Source organism: Ruegeria sp. CH6, from assembly GCF_056537005.1.
In genome coordinates this window covers 170716-196355 of record NZ_JBQFQS010000003.1, presented here as the reverse complement: position 1 = coordinate 196355, position 25640 = coordinate 170716, and the positions used below count along the sequence as shown (strand labels likewise).

At 57.1% G+C, this 25640-nt stretch carries 23 protein-coding genes; 13 read left to right on the top strand and 10 right to left on the bottom strand.

Annotated features, from left to right (window positions below; translation table 11 throughout):
- The first annotated feature begins 12 nt into the window (after window positions 1-12).
- From mreC to ACR0CW_RS09530, 5 genes are read left to right on the top strand one after another with little or no spacing between them, the layout of a single operon-like run.
- Window positions 13-915 carry a rod shape-determining protein MreC gene (gene mreC / locus ACR0CW_RS09550; protein WP_209016367.1) on the top strand — a complete coding sequence of 301 codons (903 nt, stop codon included), beginning with the start codon at window positions 13-15 and terminating at the stop codon, window positions 913-915.
- Window positions 908-1444: a rod shape-determining protein MreD gene (locus ACR0CW_RS09545; RefSeq protein WP_155149951.1), complete on the top strand. Its 537-nt coding sequence runs from the start codon at window positions 908-910 to the stop codon at window positions 1442-1444. The genes mreC and ACR0CW_RS09545 overlap by 8 nt, the downstream gene beginning before the upstream one ends.
- Window positions 1441-3390 (top strand): penicillin-binding protein 2, encoded by a 1950-nt coding sequence (gene mrdA, locus ACR0CW_RS09540; protein WP_480741352.1) that lies wholly within the window; start codon window positions 1441-1443, stop codon window positions 3388-3390. Before ACR0CW_RS09545 ends, mrdA begins: the two co-directional genes overlap by 4 nt.
- The gene (gene rodA / locus ACR0CW_RS09535; RefSeq protein ID WP_170332289.1) at window positions 3387-4526 is read left to right on the top strand and encodes a rod shape-determining protein RodA; all 1140 of its coding nucleotides are present in this window, start codon (window positions 3387-3389) and stop codon (window positions 4524-4526) included. The genes mrdA and rodA overlap by 4 nt, the downstream gene beginning before the upstream one ends.
- Window positions 4527-4541: 15 nt before the next feature.
- Window positions 4542-5474, top strand: a complete 933-nt coding sequence (locus ACR0CW_RS09530) for a 2-hydroxyacid dehydrogenase (protein ID WP_480787590.1) — start codon at window positions 4542-4544, stop codon at window positions 5472-5474.
- Between the two features lie 13 nt (window positions 5475-5487).
- On the opposite strand, the gene ACR0CW_RS09525 is transcribed toward ACR0CW_RS09530, so the two are convergent.
- On the bottom strand, window positions 5488-7503 hold the full coding sequence (locus ACR0CW_RS09525) for a M3 family metallopeptidase (RefSeq protein WP_480787589.1): 2016 nt from the start codon (window positions 7501-7503) through the stop codon (window positions 5488-5490).
- Between the two features lie 142 nt (window positions 7504-7645).
- Here ACR0CW_RS09525 and ACR0CW_RS09520 point away from each other — a divergent pair, with 142 nt between their 5' ends.
- Window positions 7646-8857 (top strand): trans-sulfuration enzyme family protein, encoded by a 1212-nt coding sequence (locus ACR0CW_RS09520; RefSeq protein WP_480787588.1) that lies wholly within the window; start codon window positions 7646-7648, stop codon window positions 8855-8857.
- A gap of 63 nt (window positions 8858-8920) precedes the next feature.
- Here ACR0CW_RS09520 and ACR0CW_RS09515 read toward each other — a convergent pair whose 3' ends face one another.
- From ACR0CW_RS09515 to ACR0CW_RS09495, 5 genes are all read right to left on the bottom strand, one after another.
- A complete protein-coding gene (locus ACR0CW_RS09515) occupies window positions 8921-9970 on the bottom strand; it encodes a molybdopterin-synthase adenylyltransferase MoeB (protein WP_155149938.1) in 1050 nt (349 codons plus the stop codon).
- Complete coding sequence (dut, locus tag ACR0CW_RS09510; protein ID WP_155149936.1) at window positions 9970-10425, bottom strand: dUTP diphosphatase; 456 nt, start codon at window positions 10423-10425, stop codon at window positions 9970-9972. Before dut ends, ACR0CW_RS09515 begins: the two co-directional genes overlap by 1 nt.
- A 30-nt stretch (window positions 10426-10455) precedes the next feature.
- Window positions 10456-11652 carry a bifunctional phosphopantothenoylcysteine decarboxylase/phosphopantothenate--cysteine ligase CoaBC gene (gene coaBC / locus ACR0CW_RS09505; RefSeq protein ID WP_480787796.1) on the bottom strand — a complete coding sequence of 399 codons (1197 nt, stop codon included), beginning with the start codon at window positions 11650-11652 and terminating at the stop codon, window positions 10456-10458.
- Window positions 11653-11729: 77 nt separating this feature from the next.
- A complete protein-coding gene (locus ACR0CW_RS09500) occupies window positions 11730-12554 on the bottom strand; it encodes a ChaN family lipoprotein (protein ID WP_155149934.1) in 825 nt (274 codons plus the stop codon).
- A complete protein-coding gene (locus ACR0CW_RS09495) occupies window positions 12551-13429 on the bottom strand; it encodes an RNA polymerase factor sigma-32 (RefSeq protein ID WP_155149932.1) in 879 nt (292 codons plus the stop codon). Before ACR0CW_RS09495 ends, ACR0CW_RS09500 begins: the two co-directional genes overlap by 4 nt.
- A gap of 100 nt (window positions 13430-13529) precedes the next feature.
- On the opposite strand from ACR0CW_RS09495, the gene cobU reads away from it, so the two are divergent.
- The 4 genes from cobU (at window position 13530) to ACR0CW_RS09475 (ending at window position 17136) form a co-directional block, all read left to right on the top strand.
- Window positions 13530-14051: a bifunctional adenosylcobinamide kinase/adenosylcobinamide-phosphate guanylyltransferase gene (cobU, locus tag ACR0CW_RS09490; protein WP_480787587.1), complete on the top strand. Its 522-nt coding sequence runs from the start codon at window positions 13530-13532 to the stop codon at window positions 14049-14051.
- On the top strand, window positions 14048-14626 hold the full coding sequence (locus tag ACR0CW_RS09485) for a histidine phosphatase family protein (RefSeq protein ID WP_209016366.1): 579 nt from the start codon (window positions 14048-14050) through the stop codon (window positions 14624-14626). The genes cobU and ACR0CW_RS09485 overlap by 4 nt, the downstream gene beginning before the upstream one ends.
- 58 nt (window positions 14627-14684) lie before the next feature.
- Window positions 14685-15554 carry a glutathione S-transferase N-terminal domain-containing protein gene (locus ACR0CW_RS09480; protein ID WP_480787586.1) on the top strand — a complete coding sequence of 290 codons (870 nt, stop codon included), beginning with the start codon at window positions 14685-14687 and terminating at the stop codon, window positions 15552-15554.
- Between the two features lie 70 nt (window positions 15555-15624).
- The gene (locus ACR0CW_RS09475; RefSeq protein ID WP_480787585.1) at window positions 15625-17136 is read left to right on the top strand and encodes a YifB family Mg chelatase-like AAA ATPase; all 1512 of its coding nucleotides are present in this window, start codon (window positions 15625-15627) and stop codon (window positions 17134-17136) included.
- Here ACR0CW_RS09475 and gshB read toward each other — a convergent pair.
- The 3 genes from gshB to rsmI all read right to left on the bottom strand — a co-directional run bounded on the left by gshB (window position 17133) and on the right by rsmI (window position 19357).
- The gene (gshB, locus tag ACR0CW_RS09470) at window positions 17133-18065 is read right to left on the bottom strand and encodes a glutathione synthase (RefSeq protein WP_480787584.1); all 933 of its coding nucleotides are present in this window, start codon (window positions 18063-18065) and stop codon (window positions 17133-17135) included. The genes ACR0CW_RS09475 and gshB overlap by 4 nt on opposite strands.
- Window positions 18066-18126: 61 nt before the next feature.
- Entirely contained in the window at window positions 18127-18495 is a 369-nt protein-coding gene (locus ACR0CW_RS09465; RefSeq protein ID WP_480787583.1) for a YraN family protein, read from the bottom strand.
- A 4-nt stretch (window positions 18496-18499) separates the two neighbouring features.
- Window positions 18500-19357, bottom strand: coding sequence for a 16S rRNA (cytidine(1402)-2'-O)-methyltransferase (gene rsmI / locus ACR0CW_RS09460; protein WP_480787582.1), 858 nt, complete (start codon window positions 19355-19357; stop codon window positions 18500-18502).
- Window positions 19358-19445: 88 nt separating this feature from the next.
- Between rsmI and ACR0CW_RS09455 the strand changes: the two genes are divergently transcribed.
- Genes ACR0CW_RS09455 through murJ form a run of 3 tightly spaced genes read left to right on the top strand, consistent with a single transcriptional unit; the run spans window position 19446 to window position 24935 of the window.
- Window positions 19446-20618 carry a penicillin-binding protein activator gene (locus ACR0CW_RS09455; protein ID WP_480787581.1) on the top strand — a complete coding sequence of 391 codons (1173 nt, stop codon included), beginning with the start codon at window positions 19446-19448 and terminating at the stop codon, window positions 20616-20618.
- Window positions 20578-23397: a [protein-PII] uridylyltransferase gene (locus ACR0CW_RS09450; protein ID WP_480787580.1), complete on the top strand. Its 2820-nt coding sequence runs from the start codon at window positions 20578-20580 to the stop codon at window positions 23395-23397. The genes ACR0CW_RS09455 and ACR0CW_RS09450 overlap by 41 nt, the downstream gene beginning before the upstream one ends.
- A complete protein-coding gene (gene murJ, locus ACR0CW_RS09445; protein WP_480741385.1) occupies window positions 23394-24935 on the top strand; it encodes a murein biosynthesis integral membrane protein MurJ in 1542 nt (513 codons plus the stop codon). The genes ACR0CW_RS09450 and murJ overlap by 4 nt, the downstream gene beginning before the upstream one ends.
- Before the next feature lie 4 nt (window positions 24936-24939).
- Here the strand turns inward: murJ and ACR0CW_RS09440 are convergent, their stop codons facing one another.
- Window positions 24940-25626 (bottom strand): rhomboid family intramembrane serine protease, encoded by a 687-nt coding sequence (locus tag ACR0CW_RS09440; RefSeq protein WP_155149915.1) that lies wholly within the window; start codon window positions 25624-25626, stop codon window positions 24940-24942.
- Between the last annotated feature and the right edge of the window lie 14 nt (window positions 25627-25640).

Sequence of the window (25640 nt, the reverse complement as noted above, 5' to 3'; positions counted from 1 at the left end):
GGAAGGAGTCCTGTGGCAAAGGACCGATCACAGCGCGACGACTACGCAACCCCCTTGCGCCGCTTGTTCCTGGGGATTGTTGTGTTGTGCCTGCTGGGCATCTTTCTGGTGTGGCGTATCGACAGCCCCCGCGTCGAACGGTTTCGCGCTCAGGTCGTTGATGCAGTCGTACCGTCGATGGAATGGGCCATGGTTCCGGTTACTGCGGTGGTCAACCTGGTCCGGGACTTCCAAAGCTATCAGCGCCTCAGCGAACAAAATCAGGAACTGCGCAGCGAATTGCGCCTGATGCGCGCATGGAAAGAGGCAGCACTACAGCTCGAGCAGGAAAATGCGCGGTTGCTTGACCTGAACAATGTCCGTCTTGATCCGCGTTTGACCTACATCACAGGTGTGGTGATGGCCGATAGCGGATCCCCTTTCCGTCAGTCGGTACTCCTGAATGTCGGGGAGCGCGACGGGATCGTGGATGGCTGGGCTACGATGGACGGTATCGGGCTGGTTGGACGCATCTCTGGTGTTGGCTCTGATACAGCCCGTGTCATCCTGATGACCGATGCTTCGAGTGCGATTCCGGCAACCATCCAACCCTCAGGCCAGACAGCATTGATCGCAGGTGATAACACCTCAGCACCTGTCGTCGAGTTTCTGGAAAATCGCGAGTTGGTCCGGCCCGGCGATCGCGTGATCACCTCGGGCGATGGCGGTGTGTTTCCGGCTGGTCTCCTGATTGGCCAGATCACGGTTGATCCGGGCGGAAGGCTACGCGTTCGGCTATCGGCGGATTTCGAACGCTTGGAATTCCTGCGCGTACTTCGTTATCAATCTGCGCCCCCAATTCGTACACCTGGCAGCATCGTTGGGCCACAACGCCCTGAGGCCGCACTGACACCCGAAGAGGCGGGCGATGGATAAAGCCACGTCACATCTCTGGCTCATGCGTGGCATGTATTTCGCGCTCGCCATACTGGTGGTGTTTCTGCATCTGTTACCTCTGGACACCAAACCAGATCGCTGGCCTTTCCCCGACATCCTGATCGCACTGACATTTGTCTGGGTGCTGCGTCGTCCCGAGTATGTGCCAACGCTCAGTATCGCCATCGTGATGCTAATGGCTGATCTTCTGTTTCAGCGCCCTCCCGGGCTGCTGGCTGCTTTGGTTGTCCTTGGATCAGCATATCTGCGCTCGGCGGCACCGGGCATGCGGGACGCTGGTTTTGTCGGTGAATGGACAACGATCGGAGTTGTGACGGCAATGGTCTTCCTGGCAGATCGCGTTATCCTTTCCATATTGTCCGTTCAGCAAGTCGCTTTGGGCCCTGCTATGATCCAGCTAATCCTAACCATCCTGGCCTATCCTTTGATCGTATTGATCAGTCAGAGTGTGTTTGGAGTGCGTCGCATCTCAGCCGCGGATGCAGGTGCTACGGGAGCACGGGTATGAAACAGCGAAAGCCAAAATCCGAGGGTCTTGCATACAAGCGCTTGCCACGCCGTGCTATCGTATTGGGCGGCCTTCAGGCAGCCTTTATTGGCGGGCTAGCAGCCCGTATGCGTTTCATGCAGGTCGATCAGGCCGATCAATATCGCCTTCTGGCAGAAGAAAATCGCATCAACATCCGCCTGATACCACCAACCCGCGGTCGTATCTATGACCGGAATGGTCAGGTCATCGGACAAAACACACCTTCGTACCGCATAGTAGTCGTTCGCGAAGATGCGGGTGACGTCGACAAGGTCATTGCCAAGCTGTCGGAACTGATCCCGCTGAACGAGGATGAGATCGAGCGCGCACGCACGGAAATGCGCCGTTCAGCACCGTTTCTTCCCGTCACTCTGGCGGATCAGGTGACATGGGAAGATATCTCCAAAGTCGCGGTTAACGCACCTGCGCTGCCGGGTGTCACGCCAGAGGTCGGCTCGACGCGTCAGTACCCCCGGTATGAGGACTTTGCGCATGTAGTGGGCTATGTCGGCCCGGTCAGTGATTATGACCTGAGCCAGATACAGGATCCCGAACCGGTACTGCGCATTCCGCGATTTCAGATTGGCAAGGTCGGGCTTGAGGCCAAGCAGGAAAGCTCGCTGCGCGGCAAAGCCGGCGCCAAACGTGTCGAAGTCAATGCCACTGGCCGCGTTATGCGTGAGCTGGACCGTCAGGAAGGACAGGCAGGCGCGGACCTGCAGCTATCAGTCGACGCCAATCTGCAGCAATACGCGCAGGCCCGTCTTGCCGGAGAAAGCGCGGCTGCCGTCGTTATTGACTGTGAAACCGGAGATATCCGGGCGATCAGTTCAGCGCCCAGCTTCGATCCCAACCTGTTTGTCCGCGGTATCTCTGTTGCGGACTATCGGACCCTGACACAGGACAAATACCGCCCACTGGCCAACAAAACCGTTCAGGGCACCTATCCGCCGGGATCGACGTTCAAGATGATCACCGCTCTGGCCGCGCTTGAGGCGGGTGTAATCGGTCCCGCCAACACGGTTTACTGTCCCGGGCACCTCAAGGTCGGCAGCCGCCGGTTCCACTGCTGGAAACGTGGTGGGCATGGCACGGTTGACCTCGAGACCTCTCTGAAGCGCAGCTGCGATGTGTACTACTACGATGTTGCCCTGCGAGTAGGGATCGACAAGATTTCCGACATGGCTCGCACCTTCGGTCTGGGTATCCGGCATGACATCCCCATGTCTGCGGTCGCCGCAGGTTTGGCCCCGAACCAGGAATGGAAACAGCGGGTACACGGTCAGGACTGGCTGGTGGGTGATACGGCCAACGCGTCCATCGGGCAGGGCTTCATGCTCGCCTCTCCCTTGCAGCTTGCGGTCATGACAGCACGGCTTGCCACAGGGCGAGCTGTCTCCCCACGTCTGGTTCGCTCGGTCGATGGGGTTGAGCAACCGTCAGGTGCGGGTGAACCCCTTGCCGTAAATCCCTACAATCTGGAACAGGTGCGCAAGGCGATGTTCTCGGTTTCGAATGACCGGCGCGGCACTGCTTATCGCAGCCGTATCATCGCTGATGATTTCCGCATGGCCGGGAAAACCGGAACAAGTCAGGTGCGCAACATCACCAAGGCCGAACGCGCTGCAGGTGTTATCCGCAACGAAGACTTGCCTTGGGAACGCCGCGACCACGCCCTGTTCGTAAGCTTTGCCCCCTATGACAATCCAAAATACGCGATCGCCGTGGTCGTTGAACATGGCGGCGGCGGTTCCAAGGCGGCAGCTCCTGTTGCAAGGGACATCATGCTGCAGGCTCTCTATGACGGTACTCCGCCGCTTGAGGCATATCCGGTAGCAGATCGCGAACGTATCAAGGAGCAGCAAAAACGGCTGGAGGGCGATCGTCGCCCCAAAGCGCGTCCGGATGAAAAGGACCGCGCATGAGCTATCTTGAATACGCCGTCAAATCCACGCCATCGGGGTTCCGCAAATTCCTGTACATGAACTGGCCCCTTACCCTGCTGTTGATCAGTACGGCCAGCGCAGGTTTCCTGATGCTGTACTCGGTGGCAGGAGGTTCATGGCTGCCCTGGGCCGAGCCACAGATGGAACGGTTCGGGCTTGGCCTGACGGTGATGTTCATCATCGCTCTGGTTCCGATCTGGTTCTGGCGGAACATGTCGGTACTGGCCTATCTTGGGTCGATTGCCTTGCTGGTGTTCGTGGAACTCTTCGGCACAATCGGTATGGGCGCACAACGCTGGATCGACCTTGGGTTCATGCGGCTTCAACCGTCCGAAGTCATGAAGGTCGCCTTGGTCATGGTTCTGGCCGCCTATTACGACTGGCTGCCGTCTCACAAAACCTCTCGGCCGCTATGGGTTCTGATCCCGGTGCTGCTGATCCTGATCCCGACTTTCATGGTTCTGAAGCAGCCCGATCTCGGGACGTCGATCCTGTTGCTCGCGGCCGGAGGCGGCCTGATGTTTCTGGCGGGCGTACACTGGGCTTACTTCGCAGCAGTGATCGCCGCAGGCGTCGGGCTGGTTGCGACAGTCTTCAACAGTCGTGGGACGGAATGGCAATTGCTCAAAGATTACCAGTTCCGGCGCATCGATACGTTTCTTGACCCTTCAACCGATCCGCTTGGGGCCGGCTATCACATCACCCAATCCAAGATTGCGCTTGGTTCAGGTGGCTGGAACGGGCGTGGCTTCATGCAGGGAACTCAGTCGCGCCTCAACTTTTTGCCCGAGAAGCATACAGACTTCATCTTTACCACTCTGGCAGAAGAATTTGGGTTTGTTGGCGGGATCACTCTGTTGATCCTATACGGTCTGATCCTGATATTCTGCATGGTAACGGCCCTGTCGACACGCGACCGCTTTTCTTCGCTCGTTACGCTCGGAATTTCGCTTAACTTCTTCCTGTTCTTTGCCGTGAACATGTCAATGGTTATGGGGCTGGCACCTGTTGTGGGCGTCCCGCTGCCCATGGTCAGCTATGGTGGTTCTGCCATGCTGGTTCTGATGGCCGCATTTGGCATCGTGCAAAGCGCCCATATTCATCGTCCCCGATAAACTGAGAGACTGCCCATGTCCGTAAACGTCCTGTTTTCCGCGCGCCCTGCCCTGTGGCCCGTGTATGAGCCACTGTTGACCAATGGGCTGAGCGAAGCTGGTCTGGATTTTCGACTGGGAACCGAATTCGATCCGGATGAGGTCGATTACGTGGTCTATGCCCCGAACGGGGGCTTGTTGGATTTCACACCTTATTCACGGCTCAAAGCGGTGCTGAGCCTTTGGGCCGGGGTTGAAAGCATTGCGGGCAATGAGACCCTGACCGTTCCACTGGCGAGGATGGTGGATCATGGGCTGACCCAAGGCATGATTGAATGGGTGGTCGGGCACACATTGCGGTACCATCTTGGCATGGACAAACACATCACGGTTCAGGACGGCGTCTGGACACCGGATGCGCCCCCGCTTGCACAAGAACGGCAGGTCTGTGTTTTAGGACTGGGTTCACTGGGCCAGGCCGTGGCTCAGGCGCTTGCGGCACTGAACTTTCACGTTACCGGCTGGAGCAGAACATCCAAAGAAATCGGCGGAGTTACCTGCCTGCACGGCGCAGATGGATTGCGTGAGGCTCTGAGCCGCGCAGAGATTGTTGTCCTTCTGCTACCTGACACCCCAGCGACCGAGAACACAATGAATGCCGAAACACTTGCCCTGTTGCCGAAAGGCGCACGGATCATCAATCCGGGGCGTGGGCCATTGATTGATGACGATGCCTTGCTGGAAGCACTGGGTTCGGGTCAGGTCGGTCATGCCACGCTGGATGTGTTCCGAACTGAGCCTCTGCCGCCCGAGGATCCGTATTGGGCGCATCCAAATGTAACGGTCACTCCCCATATCGCGTCTGAGACTCGCCCCATTACAGCGGCGCAAGTCATCTGCGAAAACATCCGTCGTGGCGAGGCGGGTGAGCCGTTTTTGCATCTGGTGGACCGTCAGCTCGGATACTGACGGTCCGACTGGTTCAGGCCGCGATCAGGCCGCGCCCTTTCAGCAGGGCTTCAACACCCGGCAAACGCCCGCGGAACGCCAGATACAGGTCTTCCGCTTCCTTTGATCCGCCGGTCGAGAGGATATGCACTTCCAGAGCCTTTGCACGCTCTGGATCAAAGGCTCCACCGGCTTCTTCAAAGGCCGCAAAGGCGTCCGCATCCATAACCTCGGACCACATGTAGCTGTAGTAGCCTGAACTATAGCCATCCCCGGCGAACACATGAGCAAAATGTGGCGTTGCGTGGCGCATCCCAATGGCCTGCGGCATCCCGATGCTCGCCAGAACCTCAGCTTGTTTCGCCATCGGATCAGCCGGAGCCGCGCCGTCGTGGAACGCCAGATCGACGAGGGCCGAAGCGACATATTCAACGGTCTGGAAACCCTGATCGAAATTAGCGGCCTTCAGCACTTTCTCGAGCATATCCTGCGGCATCGGCTCACCAGTTTCCGCATGCGTAGCGAATTCTGCCAGAACTTCGGGCACCTCCAGCCAGTGTTCGTATAGTTGGCTGGGAAGCTCCACAAAATCACGCGCAACGCTGGTGCCCGAGATGCTTTCATAGGTCACGTTGGACAACATCTGGTGAAGGGCATGGCCAAATTCATGGAACAGCGTACGTGCGTCGTCGTAGGACAGCAGCGCCGGATCACCCTTTGCGAAATTGCAGACATTGATGACGACAGGCGCTTGATCCGCAGGGAATTTCGCCTGAGCTCGCATCGCGCTACACCAAGCACCTGAACGCTTGGAGCCACGTGCGAAATAGTCGCCAATGAACACCGCGATGTGCTGACCGTTGCGGGTCACCTCCCATGCACGGCAATCCGGATGATAGAGCGGCACATCAAGCGGTGCGAACTCCAACCCGAACAAACGGCTGGCGCAGGCAAACGCCGCTTCGATCATGCGATCCAGCTGCAGGTATGGCTTTAGCGCAGCCTCATCCAGGTCATGTTCAGCCTTGCGGCGCTTCTCGGCGTAGTAGCGCCAGTCCCAGGCCTCGAGCGGTCCGTTGACACCGTCCTCCCGCATCATCTCTGTCAGGATGTCAGCATCCACATCAGCACGGGTTTTGGCTGCATCCCAAACCTCCATCAGCAAATCACGTACACGGTCCGGCGTTTGCGCCATCTCGGTTTCCAGCTTGAAATCAGCAAAGCTGTCATAGCCCAGCAGCTTTGCCCGTTCCTCGCGCAGTTTTAGAATTTCGGATGCAATTTCGCGATTGTCGGTTTTTCCACCATTGGCCCCTCGCGCAGTCCATGCCCGGTAAGCCGTTTCGCGCAAATCCCGACGCGGGGAAAACTGAAGAAACGGAACGATCAACGAGCGTGAAAGAGTAATAGCCGGCCCGTTGGTTCCCTTTTCCTGCCCCGCCGCGCGAGCCGCATCCACAACAAAACCCGGCAGGCCTTGCAGGTCGTCCTCGCTCAATCCCATGAACCAATCCCGCTCATCGGCCAGAAGGTTTTGAGTGAATGAGGTTCCCAGCGAGGCGAGCCGCGATTTGATTTCCTGCATCCGGTCATCTTCGTCACCCTGCAGTGCAGCACCTGCGCGTACAAACCCCCGATGGGTCAGCATTAGAACACGCGCCTGTTCGTCGCTTAGCCCCAGTTCTTCGCGACGATTCCAGAGGTCGGCAACCCGATGAAACAGCGCCTTGTTCGAGGATATGCCCGAGAAATGCGCCGACAGTTTGGGCGAAAAGTCCCGCTGCAGTTCTTCCCGCTTTGGATTGCTGTCCGCTCCGGCAACCGTGAAGAAAACCGAAAGCACCTTGTCCAGTTCTTCACCGGCCGCTTCCAGCGCTTCGATCGTGTTGGCGAATGTGGCGGCGTCCTCATTGGACGCGATGGCTTCGATCTGAGCGTTGTGGGCCTGCATTGCCTGATCCAGCGCAGGGGCAAAATCGTCATCCGATATCTCGGCAAACGGGGCGATTTCAAAGGGTGTGTTCCAGTCAGACAGGATCGGGTTGGTCATGCAGATCTCCTTTGATCGTCAAGCTAGGTAGGCCGGGCACAATGGTCCAGAGGCAGACCGGCTGATACGTCAAATTCTGTCGCAATACCGCTTGCGCCATATGAACCCAGCAATCAGGGTCCGTTGGAAAGGGAGACAGGACATGACCAAAACGAACCGCACTGCTGGCATCATGACAACGGCCATTCATGCGGGTGATCCACCGGACGCCTCAACCAATGCATCGGCACCACCGATCCACATGAGTTCGACCTATCTGACCGAAGATGTCGCCGGGTTTTCCGCCCATGACCTGACGCCTGACAGCCCCTATGTCTACTCTCGGTGGGCCAATCCAACTGTTGCCGGGCTCGAGACCAAAATCGCGGCTCTGCAAGGCACCGAAGCTTGTCTTGCAACAGCATCCGGAATGGCAGCGGCGTCTGCGATCTTTTTCACCTTTCTCTCAGCCGGTGATCACCTGATCGTATCGGACGTGTCTTACGCAGGCGTGGCGGAACTGGCACGTGAAACTCTGCCTCGGATGGGGATCCAGGTTTCTGCCGTCAATATGTCCGATCCCGCATCCGTTGCGGACGCGATCAGTCCAAACACAAAGCTGATCCATACAGAGACCCCTGTAAATCCAATCGGTCGCCTGACGGATCTGGCGGCGATCTCAAAACTGGCCCGAGAAGCCGGAGCGTTGTTGAGTTGCGATGCGACCTTTGCCTCACCACTGGGAATGGATGCGGCCGCGCTTGGGGTCGATCTGACGATGCACTCGATTACGAAATACATCGGCGGACACGGCGATGCAGTGGGTGGGGCTGTTGCAGGTTCTGCCGAATTGATCGCGAAGATGCGGGCTGAAGCAGGCATTCATCATGGCGGTGTACTGTCCCCATTCAATGCTTGGCTGATTGCGCGTGGAGCATCGACCCTGCCATTGCGCATGAGGGCGCATCAGGAGGGAGCTACCGCCGTTGCAGAGTGGCTGGAAGCAGACCCGAGAGTTACAAAGGTCATCTATCCTGGCCTGGCGTCGCACCCTCAGGCCGAACTGGCGGCGCGACAGATGTCGAACATGTCCGGGATGATATCATTTCAGGTTGGCGATGCGGCCACGGGCGAACGTATCGCACAGCAGATGATCGAGCGGCTGCAGGTGATCCACTATGCGGTCTCTCTTGGGCACCATCGCAGTCTGATCTTCTGGATGGGAACTGACGGCCTGATGGAGACCTCGTTCAAATTGCAGGACGCCCAGTTGGAGGACTATCGCGCCTATGCCGGAGACGGGATTTTCCGCCTGTCCGTCGGGCTGGAGGATGCCGATGACCTGATTGCCGATCTGGATCGCGCGCTGGGCTAAAAACAGGCTCCCGCCCCTGCTGTGCGCATCACAGATGCGCCACGCAGGGTTGGGTGGCTTGGATCATGTGGTTGCAGCCGCGCAAATCGGGCAATCTGCACGTTTGGACAAGGTGATCTTCCGGCTTTCACCATAAAGCGCGTCGTAGATCAGCATCTCTCCGACCAGAGGCTGGCCAGCCCCGGTAGTAACCTTAATCGCCTCTACAGCCATCATCGATCCAACGACACCGGGCAAGGGGCCGATGACCCCGGCTTCGGCACAGGAAGGCGCAAGACCGGCGGCAGGTGCTTCGGGGAAGATGCACTGATAGCAAGGTCCGCTTTCTGCAGGGCTGAATACGCTTAGCTGCCCCTCCCACTGGGACAAAGCGCCCGAGATCAGGGGCTTGCCGCGCGCGACGGCTGTACGGTTCGCCAGATAGCGCGTCTCAAAGTTATCCGTTCCATCCAGAATCAGATCATACTCATCAAAAAGATCAGAGGCGATCTCTTCAGTCAGACGGCGGTGATAAGGGCGTACCACAACATTCGGGTTCTGCGATTCCATTGCCTGTTGCGCAGAAAAGACCTTGGGTATGCCGATATCCGTATCACGGTGGATCACCTGCCGCTGTAGATTGGCATTCTCAACCACATCATCGTCGATCACACCAATTGTCCCGACACCCGCTGCCGCTAAGTACTGAAGTGCCGGCGCGCCCAGGCCACCTGCTCCGATCACCAGCACCCGCGCTTTTTTAAGTCGCTTCTGCCCTGGACCGCCAAGTTCCCGAAGAACGATATGTCGGGCATATCGTTCCAGTTCTGTTTCACTGAATTGATCGGAGGCCATCGTCTGCTCCTTGTCCTGCGTGGGCACAGCGCGTGCACGCAGAAGCTTTAGCATCCGACTGTAGAGAAGAACCAGCGCTGCAAACCCACCAAGGATGAGCCACATGGCAGCCGATCCTCCGGTGGCTTCTCGCAACGGATGGCCATCCGGCAAAATCAGCTGAGCAGTAACCACCCCCAACAGCAACACCGCGACTGACGCCGAGCGGGCTGTTCTGGAAACACCTGCCATCCAGCCGATACCCCAAAGGGCCGCGGCCAGGAAGAACACCAACAGCATCAACTGCTACCGGTGGAGCCGAAACCGCCAGCGCCGCGTTCAGTGACGTTCAGTTCCTCGACAGCTTCAAAACTTGCCTGAACCACCGGAGCCACAACGAGTTGAGCAATCCGTTCGCCGTGGCTGATTTCGAACCGCTCCTGCCCGGCATTCAGCAAGATCACTCCCAAAGGACCGCGATAGTCGCTGTCGATAGTCCCCGGCGTATTGGGCAGTGTGATGCCATGTTTCAGGGCCAGACCCGAGCGCGGACGAACCTGAACCTCGTACCCATTGGGAATTTCGATCCTCAGGCCGGTTGGCACGAGGGTGCGTTCTCCGGGTTCGAGAATGATCGCCTTGCCATCGGGCAAGTTTGCGCGCACATCCGCGCCCGCTGCTCCTGTGGTTTCGTACGAAGGCAGCGCCACCGCCGGATCAGCGCCGTCCTCGCGGATCACACGAATTGCAACCATGTTGGCACCCTTTTTCTGTTTCTGCGCTGATCACGCGTTGAGAACTTGTGCAATCTTCTCTGCCAGACGTTTGGCGACGGCATCCTTGCCCATACGGGGCCATTCGTCAGCGCCATCATCCGAAATCAATATGACCGCGTTCTCGGACCCGCCCATTATCCCGGTCGCCGGGCTCACGTCATTTGCGACGATCCAATCGCATCCTTTGCGCTTACGTTTGGCCGTTGCGTGTTCGATCACGTTATCGGTTTCGGCGGCAAAGCCAACTACCAGCCCCGGGCGATTGGTTTCCATATTCGCGACACGTTTCAAAATGTCCGGGTTTTCGGCAAATTCCAGAGCCGGAACGCCGTCGCGGCTTTTCTTCAGCTTGCGGTCCGACGCCCCGGCAATACGCCAATCTGCAACCGCCGCCGCGAACACGCCCGCATCGACGGGCAAGGCCTCGTCCACCGCATCCGACATTTGCTGGGCTGTCTCAACTTGAACAACCTGCACGCCCTCAGGTGGGGGCACATCTGCAGGGCCGGTCACAAAAACAACTTCGGCACCCATTGTGGCAAGTGCACGGGCCACCGCTGTTCCCTGTGCCCCCGATGATCGGTTTGCAATATAGCGAACCGGATCTATGGGTTCATGCGTAGGGCCAGATGTCACCAAAATACGCTTGCCAGCCAAGGGCCCCGCTTCAAACGCATTTTCGATTGCTGCCACGATCTCCAGCGGTTCAGACATGCGGCCCGGTCCGTATTCTCCGCACGCCATATCGCCCTCGTTAGGGCCAACAAAGCTGACGCCATCGGCCAAAAGCTGTTCATGATTGCGCCGCGTCGCAGGATGATCCCACATGCGCACGTTCATTGCAGGGGCACACAGGACAGGAGTGTCTGTCGCCATCAGCAAAGTAGATGCGAGATCATTTGCCAGACCACCTGCCATCTTGCCCATAAGATCGGCCGTGGCCGGAGCAACAACAATCAAATCGGCAGAGCGTGAGAGCTGGATATGCCCCATCTCGGCTTCATCCGTCAGATCGAAAAGGTCGCGATACACCTTTTCCCCGGCAAGTGCGGACACCGAAAGCGGCGTTACAAATTCTTCCGCAGCGCGGGTCAGAACGGGCGTCACCGCCGCGCCGCGTTCTTTCAGTCTCCGGATCAGATCCAACGACTTGTAAGCCGCAATTCCCCCGCCGATGATCAGAAGAATACGTTTGGATGCCAGCATGTTCAGCCCTTCCACGTCCCGGTCGGCGCTGACATTAGGCAACGCCACCGATGAGTTCCAGCGGATATTGTTGCAGCTCAGTCCTGATTTTCAAAGGCTTTGCACGGATCTTCGCGTTCGACCGCAGGGCTGTCGATAACCACATCAAACTCGCCTTCGATGACGCCATCTTCGGATTGTCCCAGCACAAAAACCTTTAGACCCGGTCGCATACGAGACAGAAAAGTGGGAATCCCGCGATCTTTGCGTGCATGCCCATTGCCGGTGATCACGGCAACCGGCCCTTCGGTGTCGTCAATCGCAGTCAGGATAGCGCGTGTCAGGACCGCATCCCGCAGCCGCTGAATCGCAACCATCTGAGGCAGCGCCTCTTCGGGGATCGCATTGCAATGAGCCGCCAGTTGATCCGCTTCGCGCGCGGCCTGATCTTCGGCAGCCAGTGGCACCGTCAATCCGTAGCGCGCAGCATCCGCCCCCAGAGCAGTGGCTGCACCACGTTCCATCGCCGCCCGTGCAGCCTTGCGCGGAACCATTGCGCCATACACTGGTGCTTCGCTTGCTTGAAACACCGGGTAATACATGCTGAGCGGTGGCCAGCCGGATTCAACCCAGCGCAGGATTCGCGAAAGCTCTTCGGGATCGGAAACGGCTTTTTGAGCAAGGCGCTGCGCACCTTCCTCTGTCACCATTTCCCAGACCACAGCCGAAGGATCAATCACTTCGATCGCTTCGGCCTGGATATAATGGTGCTGTGGATTGTCGTGAATTTCACCCAGAATAATAACATCTGCTGACTGCATCCGCTCGCGCACGTTGTCGGGCAGGTATTCGTCAGCAAGCCCCTGAGGAGCAAAGTTAAAATTCAGAATTGCGGCGGTGGCAAGAATCGCAAGATGTCTCATGCGAAGAAGTGTTGCACCTCACGGGATTGCGCTTCAAGGTTCTTGCGCATTTTGATGAAGGCTGCCGCCTCAAGCTGTCGTACGCGCTCTTTGGACAGACCTAGTTCCTGCCCCAAACTCTCCAGCGTGCGCGCCGGTTCACGCAGTTTGCGTTCCCGAACAATGAACCGCTCGCGATCGTTCAAGGCCTGCATCGCTGTCACCAGCCATTCACGCAGCTGTTGGGTATCATGGCTGTGTTCAACAGCTTCGGCTGCCTGCTCCCGATCATCTTCAAGCGCATCAATCCATTCGCGCCCGTCCTCATCGGTCGATTGCACCGCGTTGAGAGAGAAATCAGATCCAGAAAGGCGCCCTTCCATCATCTCGACATCCCGCAGTGGGACCCCAATCTCGGCCGCGATCATCTGGTGCAACTGGTGGCGATCCAACTCAAGACCATCTGTTGCGGCTTCCCGCTCCAGCCGCGCCTGGACGCGCCGCATATTGAAAAACAGGGATTTCTGGGAAGAGGTCGAACCAGTCCGCACCATCGACCAGTTCCGCATGACATAGTCCTGGATGCTCGCCTTGATCCACCAGACGGCATAGGTCGAAAACCGAACTCCGCGATCCGGGTCGAACTTATCGGCGGCCTTCATCAATCCCAAACCAGCTTCCTGAATGAGATCATTCATCGGCGCTCCGTAGCGTTTGAACTTCGCAGCCATCGAGATCGCCAGTCGCATATAGGCAGTGATCAAACGATGAAGCGCCTGTTCGTCGCGATCATCTCTCCACGCGTAGGCGAGTCGCAATTCTGTTTCTGCGTCCAGCAATTCGGCCTTCATGGCCCTACGGGACATCGAAAAGTCGCTTGGGTTATCCAGTGCCATGCATCTCTCCCTTGTTTGCTGGCGCGGGCCGGTCTTGCTTTGACGTTTTGGTGTCGATACGCAGGGCAAAACCGGGTGGATCACCAGAAAGGTAATAAAAGTGCATCCCAATTTAACCTTTGTTCTGGGCGGCGCAGCATCGGGAAAATCCGCTTTTGCCGAACAACTGGTTGTTTCAACGGATAAAAATCGGGTTTACGTCGCGACATCACAAGTGTTTGATGATGAGATGCGCCAAAAAATTAGGCAGCATATTGCACAACGCGGCGCAGGTTGGACGACAATTGAGGCCCCGTTTGACCTGAAGCCTGCGCTTGCGGGCCTGAGTCGGGATCAGATTTGCCTTATCGATTGTGCCACCATGTGGCTGAGCAATCACTTGCTCGCTGAGAATGACATCGCTCAGGCCCAGGCTGATTTTCTTGATGATCTGCGCGCCTGCCCGGCGCAAATCGTCATCGTTTCGAATGAGGTAGGTCACGGGGTCGTCCCGGATAACGCACTGGCACGCAGGTTTCGCGAGGCGCAGGGGCGTTTGAATATCGCACTGGCTGCGCAGGCTGACCTGGTCGTACAGGTCACCGCCGGATTACCACTGGTTTTGAAAGGTCAGCTTCCGTGACACGTCTGCACCTTGTCCGACACGGCCCGACGCATGCCAAAACAATGGTAGGCTGGTCGGATATTCCTGCCGATCTGAGCGATCATGCCGCGATTGCAAGGCTTCAGACCCATCTGCCATCCGGAGGCATTGTTGTGTCCTCAGATCTTTCTCGCGCCGCGGACACCGCCAGCGCAATAGAAGGGACACGCCGCCGTTTGCCGCATCATCCGGACCTGAGAGAGATCAACTTTGGAACCTGGGAACTGCGGCCTTTTGCGGATATCGAGGCCGAGGATCCTGAACTGGCTTTTGCTTACTGGGATAATCCGGGCGAGGTGCGCCCACCCGAAGGTGAAAGCTGGAATCAGGTCCGTGCAAGGGTTGATGCGGTGATCGACGGGCTGATTGCCGAACATACCGGATCTGACCTGATCGTGGTTGCACATTTCGGCGTCATACTCACGCAGGTACAGCGTGCGTTGGCAGTTGATGCCCAACAGGCGTTCTCTCATCGTATCGACAATTTGTCTGTCACCGAAATCACGGATCATGGCGACAGATGGTCTGTGGAACGGATCAATCACATTCCGTGATAAAACTCCGCACAAATAACCGATTTACGAATGATATATGATCCGACATCGTCGGGGCATGACTTATGATCTATTTATCGGGGACAGGCTGTTTTCCAGCTGGTCCATGCGCGGATGGCTGATGCTGGAGAAGTTTGGCCTTCCCTATAAAACCCATATTATTGGCCTCTATTCCGGGACTATGGCCGAGGATATGAAACCCCTCGCCCCCGCTCGTCTGGTACCGGCATTGCGCTTGCCGGACGGAACAGTTGTTGGTGAAAGCTTGGCCATGGCCGAAACTTTGGCTGAACGTCATCCAGATGCAGGGCTTTGGCCCAAGGATGCCGCCGCACGCGCAACTGCAAGATGGTTATGTTCCGAAATGGTTTCCGGCTTCACTTCCCTGCGAAGCGAATGCCCGATGCAACTTTTGCATTGCTGGGAAGACTTTGTGCCATCAGCGGGTACATTGGCAGATCTCGAAAGAATCGAAACGCTGTGGGATCACGCTCGCAAGGTTTCCGGCGCATCATCCGGGCCGCTGTTTGGCGAATATTCTCTGGCCGATGTGTTTTATACCCCTGTTGCAGCCCGGATCATCGGATATGGGCTACCGGTATCTGACAGGAACCGCGACTATTGTCTGGGGCTGCTCTCGGATACACCGGTCAGGCAATGGAGAGCGATGGGTATGACCGTACAGTATGATCCGTTTCCCTACGCCCAGGAGCTGCGCTCCAAGCCATGGCCGGTTGGCGGTGCCTCCAAGGCAAAACCTCTGGAGGCTGGCCCCTCGATCAATGCGAATTGTCCGTATTCGGGCAAACCCGTCTCCGACTACCTGGAACTCGATGGAAATCGTTGGGGGTTTTGTAATCCGTTCTGCAGGGACAAAACAGTGGCCGACCCGGAAGCCTGGCCAAAATTCATGGCGATGATCAATTGATCCGCGTCGTTAACACTTCCTAAACCGCGGCCATGGCAGCAACAACCTGTTAACCAAGAACAGGACAGCCATGGTCGCCCGAGCTCATACTGTTGCCTTTCAGGGTGTCGATGCCCGACCGGTCGAGGTCCAATGCGCCGTTTCGCCCGGTCTTCCTGCATTTTCAATTGTCGGCCTGCCGGACAAAGCTGTGTCCGAGGCTCGTGACCGGGTGCGCAGCGCTCTCAGTTCGATGGCGATCGCACTCCCTTCAAAACGGATAACGATCAACCTGTCCCCTGCCGATCTGCCAAAAGAGGGCAGCCATTTCGACCTGCCGATTGCTGTCGCCTTGCTTTCGGCACTGGAAATCATTCCAGCCGATGCTGCCGAAGGTGCCGTGGCACTTGGGGAGCTGTCGCTGGATGGTTCTTTGGTTCCCGTGGTTGGTGCCTTGCCTGCGGCCATGACCGCCGCAGCCGAAGATCGAACGCTTCTATGTCCTCGCGCCTCAAGCGCCGAGGCGGCGTGGGTTGATGCGACGCAGGTAATTGGAGCCGGTTCCCTTGGGGATGTGGTCCGGCATTTCTCTGGCCAGTCACCTTTACCTATCGCCCAGCCCGGCGAGGTAAACCTGACGCCCAGCGCCCGCGATCTGCGCGACGTCAAGGGTCAAGAGCGTGCCAAACGAGCAATGGAGATTGCCGCGGCCGGACGCCATCACCTCATCATGATCGGCACGCCCGGATCAGGCAAATCCATGCTGGCAGCCCGATTGCCGGAAATACTGCCTCCGCTTACGCCTGTTGAGGCGCTTGAAACCTCGATGATTCAGTCCCTGTGCGGATTACTGGATGAAGGCGGCATCAGCCGTTCGCGTCCATTTCGAGAGCCGCACCATACAGCTTCGATGGCAGCCATTGTGGGCGGTGGGAAAGGTGCGAAACCCGGTGAGATTTCCCTTGCCCACAATGGCGTGCTGTTCATGGATGAATTTCCGGAATTCCCGCGAACCGTTTTGGAAACTCTGCGCCAGCCCATCGAGACCGGTGAGGTCATGGTGGCGCGCGCCAATGCTCATGTAAAATATCCCTGCCGGTTTATGCTGGTTGCGGCCGCAAACCCGTGCAAATGCGGATATCTGACTGATCCGTCTCGCGCCTGCTCGCGCGCACCCGGCTGCGGGGAAGATTATCTTGGACGCATCTCGGGGCCGCTCATGGATCGCTTTGACCTGCGGCTCGAGGTGCCACCTGTCGGATTCACCGACCTTGACCTGCCCCCATCCGGTGACAGCTCCGAAATCGTTGCCGCCCGGGTTGAAAAAGCCCGGTTGGTACAAGCTGATCGCTATCAGGGAACTGCCACGCGTCAGAATGCAGATGTGGAAGGAAATCTTTTGGAAGAGATCGCCGCGCCGGATGCAGAAGGTAAAGATCTGCTGCTGAAGGCGGCAGAGCGATTCGGCCTTTCAGCCCGCGCCTTTCACCGCATTCTTCGGGTCGCCCGGACAATTGCTGATCTCGAAGGCACGCCAGATGTCAGACGCCCGCATGTGGCCGAGGCGCTGAGCTTTCGCATCAGCGCCAAGGTCGCTGCTTAAACCTTAGCCTCGATCGCTTCCCAGATTTTCTGAGCAACGTTGACGCCGTTAAAGCGTTCAAGCTCCTGAATACCGGTTGGGGAGGTCACGTTGATTTCAGTCAGATAATCGCCAATCACATCGATCCCGACAAACACCTGCCCCTTTTCTTTCAGCAAAGGCCCGATGGCGGCGCAGATCTCCAAATCACGCTCTGTCAGGCCGATTTTTTCGGGTCGACCGCCGACATGCATATTCGAACGTGTCTCACCCTCGGCAGGGACGCGGTTGATGGCACCGACCGGCTCGCCATCCACCAAAATCACGCGCTTGTCGCCGTTACTGACGTCCGGCAGGAACTTCTGGACGATCAGAGGCTCTCGTGAAAACCCGGTGAACAATTCATGCAGCGAGGTCAGGTTGCGGTCATTTGCATCCAACCGGAAGACACCCGCACCACCATTGCCATAAAGCGGCTTCAGGATGACATCGCCATGCTTTTCTTTGAAAGCTTTGATGGTCTGAAGATCTCGCGCGATGGTCGTTGGCGGCGTCAATTCCGGAAAATCCAGCACCAGCAGTTTTTCCGGGTAGTTACGCACCCAGAACGGATCATTCACCACCAACGCCTGCCCTTTCAGTCGATCCAGCAAGTGGGTCGATGTGATGTAGTGCATATCGAACGGCGGATCCTGCCGCAGCCAAACCACATCGAAATCCGCAAGATCAACCTCGCGTTCCGAACCCAACACAGCCGGTTCACCAGCGACACGTTGCACCGTCATGTCCTGACCACGAGCGGTAATGCGCCCTTCCTGATAAGCCAGTTGATCCGGGCTGTAAAAGAACAGCTCATGCCCGCGTGCCTGTGCCTCTTCGGCCAGACGGAACGAACTGTCGGCGTTGATATCCACGGTCCCGATCGGGTCCATCTGAAAGGCGATCTTCATGGCTTATCCCTCAATTCCACGCTCGATACATGGCGCAGAGGAACGAAGGGTTCAATGGTGATCAGGCCTGACCAAACGCGTTTTCGATAATTTGAAGCTCACCAAAGGCATTCACTAACGCCGCATCAAAACGTGCATTGGCCAAATGTCCCCGAGGCTGCTGATCAAGATATTGCGCGGCTGAGGCGCAAATGCGGTCCATCTGACGACGGCTGATCCGGGCAGCGGCTGCATCAAAACTTGAGCTTTTCTTTACTTCGACAAAAACAAATCCATCCGCATTTCGTACGATCAGATCAATCTCGCCACCGGCGCCACGCCAGCGGCGCTCTGCAATGTTATAACCACGACGCTCATAGTCTGATGCAACGAAATGCTCGGCTGATTGCCCTGCGTGATATGAAACAGAGCTACGAACCGATCGTTGCATGAACTCATCCTTTTCCCAGCTTCAGCGCCCTTTGATAGATCGGTCTGCGCGGGAGGTTGTACATCTCTGAAATAAGATCGGCAGCATCCCGAACCGAATGCGTCTCCAAGGCTTTGATCAAAGCCTCTTCTACGTCGGATTCCTTAACAGATTGCGAATGAGAGCGATCAACAAGCAGGACTATTTCACCTTTGACGGTTTTGGACTGATACTCCTCAGCCAATTCCCCAAGTGTCCCACGGCGCACTTCCTCGAATTTCTTGGTCAGCTCGCGGCACAAAGCGGCCTGACGATCTGATCCCAACACGTCGGCAAGATCCGCCAGGCTGCTGGAGATGCGTTTTGGAGATTCGTAGAACACCAGCGTTCCCGGAATGTCGCGTAGCGCTTCGATTCTCGTCCGCCGCGCACCCGACGCATTGGGCAGAAACCCAGCAAAAAAGAACGCGTCTGTCGGCAAGCCCGCCAATGTCAGCGCAGCCAGAGCGGCAGAGGGCCCGGGCGCACATGTCACCATATGACCCGCTTCGGCGGCCTGGCGGCCAAGATCATAGCCTGGATCGGCAATAAGTGGCATGCCCGCCTCGGAGGCGTAGGCAATCGATTTTCCCTGCTCAAGCGCTTCGAGGATTTTGCCACGCGCACCCGCTCCGCTGTGATCGTGATAGGCAAGAATACGACGCCCATCCAGTGGAACACCGTGTATTTCCATCAACCTGCGCAGGCTGCGTGTGTCCTCGGCCGCAATGACATCAGCCGACGCCAGTACATCCAATGCCCTGAGCGTGATGTCACGCGCCGTTCCGATCGGCGTGGCAACAAAGTACAGGCCAGCAGCCAATCTGATCTTTTGGAAATTCAAAGCTGGACCCTCGCAGCATGACGTTTATTATCGCGGCTCAACAGAATAGCAGCATTCTAAGCCGCTGGATCAGGGAGTTTTCATTTAGATGTTTACCGTTTGCAAGCCCGTACGCAAGCTGGCGAAATCCGCCGCTGTATTAGCTACCGCGGCGTTTCTGGCCGCATGTGAGCCGGGGGCAATCGGCGGCGGCCCGTCGATCAATACCTCCAAACCGGTTCCGGTCGCATTGCTGGTACCGAAAGGGTCGGCGCAGTCGGGTGATGCAGCGCTGGCACAAAGCCTTGAAAACGCAGCCCGGCTTGCGATGGCGGATCTGAAGAACGTACAGATCGACCTGCGGGTCTATGACACTGCTGGCAATGCGAGTACCGCATCGACAGTTGCACAGCAGGCGGTATCTGACGGGGCCAAGATCATCATCGGGCCGGTATATGCACAGGCTGCAAACGCCGCCGGACTTGCCGTTCTGAACAACAAAGTCAACGTTCTGTCCTTTTCGAACAATACCAGCATTGCAGGCGGCAATGTCTTTGTCCTTGGGCCCACATTCGATAACACCGCCAGCCGTCTGGTGAACTTTGCCGGCAGCCGAGGCAAGACCGGAATGGTCATCGTCCACAGCAACGACGCTGCCGGTCAGTTGGGACAGTCGGCCATTTCAACTGCATTGAGCAGCAGCCGCGTCAACAATGCGGGTACGGTCGGATATGATCGTTCACAGCAAGGTGTCATCAACTCGGTACCCACCATCAAGGCAACCGTTGATTCTTCGGGCGCGGATTCGATTTTCCTGACGGCGACTACTGCTGGTGCTCTGCCCCTGTTTACCCAATTGCTGCCCGAATCCGGTGTGTCGCCCGCGACAACACAATTTATCGGGCTGACCCGCTGGGATATCCCGCCCCAAACGCTGGAACTGCCCGGAGTTCAGGGTGGCTGGTTTGCCCTGCCCGACCCGGCAAAGGCACAAGCTTACAGACAGCGCTATAACGCCACTTACGGCACTGCGCCGCATCCAATCAGCGGCCTCGCTTATGACGGAATTGCTGCAATCGGCGCATTGGTCAGCCAGGGCAAATCCGACGCTTTGACAGCCTCGGCCCTGACACAGAATGCTGGTTTCCAAGGCGTCGGCGGCATCTTCCGCCTGCGTCCGAACGGTACGAATGAACGCGGTCTGGCAGTGGCCACGATCCAGAACAAACAGGTGGTTGTGATTGACCCTGCCCCACAAAGCTTCACTGGCGCCGGCTTCTGATCGTCCGGCGCAGGTACGATTGCCAACCGGCGAACTTATCTGCCCGGCGAACGATATATTCGACAGTGACGGGGTAAGCGCCCTGTTGTCCGAAGCGTTCGAGAAAGACCTCGACACTGCATCGATGCGCAATGAAACAGTGCGCATCCTGCGTGACGTGCAAAAGACCGGGCGCAAGGCGATTGCCGAGGCATTTGCCAAGCGTCCGTTTGAGGCGCGTGCGCTTACCCGCTCGTATACCTATCTGACAGACGGGCTGGTCTGCACGGCGATGAAAATTGCCAGCGAGTATCTGCATCCTCTGGCGACTCCGACACGTGGCGAAAAGATCGCCGTGCTGGCGGTTGGAGGGTACGGGCGCGGAGAGATGGCGCCATCCTCGGATGTCGATCTGTTGTTCCTGACCCCGTACAAAATCACGGCCTGGGCCGAGAGCGTGATTGAATCCATGCTCTACATGCTCTGGGATTTGCGACTTAAGGTCGGCCATTCATCGCGCACGATCAAAGACTGCCTTCGGTTGGGAACCGATGACTTCACCATCCGGACAGCGATGCTGGAACAGCGTTATCTGGCCGGAGATGAGGATCTGGCAAAGGAACTTGATCGTCAGCTCAAATCCGATCTTTTCAAGGGCTCCGAACAGGAGTTCATCGAAGCAAAGCTACAGGAACGAGATGAGCGTCACCTCAAACAGGGTGAACGTTATATGGTCGAGCCCAATGTGAAAGAGGGCAAGGGCGGCCTGCGCGACCTCCAGTCGCTCTATTGGATCGCCAAATATATCTATGGCGTTCAGGATGTCGCGGAATTGGTGCCGCTAGGTCTGTTTACACCGGAAGAGTTCAATACCTTTGTTCAGGCAGAAGAGTTTCTATGGGCCGTACGCTCGCACCTGCATCTGGTCACAGGACGTGCCACAGAACAGCTGACATTCGATCTGCAGGTCGAGGTCGCAGACCGCATGGGTTACGAAGACCGCGCCGGTCGCCGGGCTGTCGAAGTGTTCATGCAGCGCTATTTTCGCGAAGCGACCCGCGTGGGTGAACTGACCCGGATCTTTCTGACAAAGCTGGAAGCTTCACATATGAAAAGCCCGGCACTGTTGGAGCGTATCTTTCGCAGACGCCCACGGGTTAAGCCCGGTTACAGGATCGTGCACGGTCGGTTGGATGTCGCTGATCCGGACAAATTTCTATCCGACAAGATGAACCTTCTGCGCTTGTTCGAAGAAGGTTTGCGAACCGGGATGCTGATCCATCCGGATGCAATGCGGCTGGTCACGGCCAATCTGAATCTGATCGATGACGAAATGCGCAATGACAAAGAGGCTCAGCGCATCTTCCTCGATCTGATGTTGAAGCACGGTAACCCGGAACGTGCCTTGCGGCGAATGAATGAACTGGGCGTGCTGTCAGCGTTTCTCCCGGAATTCGAACACATTGTCGCGATGATGCAGTTCAACATGTATCACAGCTACACCGTCGACGAGCATACGATCCAATGCATCATCAACCTGGCACAAATCGAACGCGGCGAACTGATTGAGGAACTTCCGCTCGCGTCTTCAATCCTTGAAGGTGACGTCAGCCGGCGCGTTCTGTATGTGGCTTTGCTTTTGCACGACATCGCCAAAGGGCGGCCAGAGGACCATTCAATCCTCGGAGCCAAAATCGCCCGCAAGGTTGCGCCGCGACTAGGCCTGAACAAATCCGAGGCCGAGACCGTTGAGTGGCTGGTACGCTACCATCTGCTGATGTCAGATATGGCGCAGAAACGGGATATCTCGGATCCAAGAACAGTGCGCGATTTTGCCAAGGCCGTGAAAACGGTCAAACGGCTGGATTTGCTGACCGTGCTGACTGTCTGCGACATCCGGGGTGTGGGACCGAATACTTGGAACAACTGGAAGGCCACACTGCTGCGGGCACTCCATGCCGAAACCAAGCGTGCGCTGGAAACGGGAATGGAAGACCTCAACCGGGCCAATCGCGGTGCAGAAGCCAAGAAAGCGCTGCGCGCCGAGCTTGAGGACTGGTCCAAAACTGATCTCAAGGCTGAAACCTCGCGTCACTATGACCCCTACTGGCAGGGCCTGAATCTAGCGACACATGTCGAGTTCGCCGAGATGTTGCGCGTTCTGGAACATAGCGGTGACCCGGGTTCGATGGAAATCCGCCTGCATCCCGATGAGGATCGCGACGCCACCCGTGCCTGTTTCGCAATGGGCGATCACCCCGGTATCTTTGCACGGATTTCCGGTGCGCTGGCATTGGTCGGGGCAAATGTCGTTGATGCGCGCAGCTACACAACCAAAGACGGGTATGTGACCGACGCGTTCTGGATTCAAGATGCAGAGGGTCATCCGTTCGAGGCGGATCGCCTGCCACGCCTGACCCAGATGATCCACAAAACCCTCAAGGGTGAAGTCGTAGCCCGCGACGCCTTGAAATCCCGCGACAAGATCAAGAAGCGTGAAAAGGCATTCAACGTACCGACTCATATCACGTTTGATAACGACGGCTCTGAAATCTACACGATCATCGAAGTTGATACCCGTGACAGGCCCGGTCTGCTGTATGATCTGACACGGACACTCGCTGCTGCGAATGTCTATATCGCCAATGCCGTGATCGCCACCTATGGCGAGCAGGTTGTCGACACTTTCTACGTCAAGGATATGTTCGGTCTGAAATACCATTCCGAAAGCAAACAGCGCGGTCTTGAGGCCAAGCTGCGCAAGGCGATCACTGAAGGTGCGGAGCGCGCTGCCTCATGAAGCAGATCCGGTTGTTTTCGGGCCTCTTCACGGTCGGCTTCTGGACCCTGACCAGCCGTATTCTGGGCTTTCTCAGGGAAATCCTGCTGAATGCCTATATCGGACCGGGACCGGTGATGGATGCTTTTGTCGCCGCGTTTCGTCTACCAAACATGTTCCGCCGCTTCTTTGCCGAAGGTGCATTTAACGCAGCCTTCGTACCCATGTTCTCAAAGCGTTTGGAGGGAGGGGCAGATGCGCAGGGCTTTGCGCAAGACGCCTTTAACCTTCTGTCAGCCGCCGTGCTGGCTCTGGTCGGGTTGGCAATGGTTTTCATGCCCGGGCTGGTATGGCTGGTGGCCGACGGGTTTTCGGATGATGGGCGTTTCGATCTTGCGGTCGACTATGGGTACATCGTGTTTCCGTACATTCTGTTCATGTCCCTTGCGGCATTGTTTTCCGGTGTTCTCAATGCGACCGGCCGCTTTGCCGCAGCTGCCGCAGCGCCGGTTCTGCTCAACATATTTGCATGCGCAGCCATGATCACAGGCGCGGTTTTGGGAGGCGAGATCATTCGATGGCTGCTTGTCGTCATTCCAATCGCAGGCGTTGCACAGCTAAGCTTGGTTTGGTTCGCAACTGAACGCGCTGGTTTTCGCATCCGCCCTGGCCTGCCCAAGTTGAGCCCCGATATGCGTCACATGGTTCGCGTGGCGGTTCCAGCAGCTCTGGCCATGGGGGTGACGCAGGTCAATCTGGTGGTCGGGCAACGCGTCGCGTCGCAGACTGACAAAGCTATAAGCTGGTTGTTCAGTGCCGACCGGCTGTACCAGCTACCGCTCGGTGTGGTTGGTATTGCTGTCGGCATCGTTCTGCTGCCCGATTTATCGCGCCGGTTGCGTGCCGATGACAAAGAAGGGGCGCGAAACGCGTTTTCTCGGGCCGGTGAGTTCACATTGTTGCTGACCATTCCTTCAACGGTTGCATTTGTGATCATCCCAAACCCGCTGGTTTCGGTCCTGTTTGAACGCGGTCAGTTCAGCGCGGAAGACACTGCTGCCACTGCGCTGGCCGTGGCTATCTATGGCATCGGCCTGCCCGCATTCATGCTGCAAAAACTACTGCAGCCTTTGTTCTTTGCTCGGGAGGATACTAAATCTCCGTTTCACTACGCCCTGGTTGCCATGGTCGTGAACGCAGCGCTTGCCTTTGGTCTCTATCCGCTTATCGGCTGGATCGCTCCGGCCATCGCTGCGTCGGTCGCTGGGTGGGCCATGGTTGCCTTGTTGGCTATCGGCGCGCGAAAAATGGGGGAAGAAGCCCGCTTTGACGACCGGTTCAAACGACGAGCATGGCGGATCATAGCAGCCTCATTGGGGATGGGTGCGGTTCTTTATACAGCAATCCATTTCTTTGGTTGGACGCTGGAACTATCGGGCTGGCGTTACCTTGCACTGATCTTGCTGATCAAGATCGCGGCGGCCTCTTATTTCTTCCTTGGCCACCTGCTGGGCGCTTTCGAAATCTCTGAGTTCAAGCGCGCCCTACGCCGGTCATAAGCTATCAGTCCCGACGGATTCGGCTGACAATACGCGCCCAGCCCCCCGGGGCCAGAAAGAAAGACAGGCCAAAACCGGTGGCAAATCCACCTAGGTCGGCCACCCAATCCGATGTGCCGCCAAAGATCAGTCCAAACAGCAACTGAATGCCCATCAAAACTGCGATCAACTGGAAGGCTCGCGATTGGTTTTCTCCGACCAGAGACAGTTTGCGCCACAAGAGCCAGGTAAATGCACCGATCAGACCATAGACCGGTGGGAACCCACCAATCAGCGGGTGGCTTGGGTTAAGAAGCAGAGCATAAACCAGTGCGCCTCCTGCACCGGACAGAACAAAGATCAACAACATAGCAATGCTGCCAAACACTTCGGCAACCATCTTGCCCATCGCCAGAATAAAGACGCAGACAAAAATTGCCTGGGTAAAGGTTCCTGAAACAAAAGGATACGTTACCAAACGCTTGAGGCTATCTATGCGCCAGTCGCCGGTTTCCAGCATTCGATCAAACTGACCTGCAAAGAACGAGTAGCTGTCTATTGCGTGTAGTCGCCACCCGACGGCATCTGGTCCGCCGACCAATCCTCGGCTGCCCAGCGTGAACGCCAATTCAATGCCCATGACAAACAGCACCAGTGCCATCACGACGGGGGGCAGAGGATTAACTGCAGGTGTATAATGCTCACTGCTCATTGGGCTTTACCTTT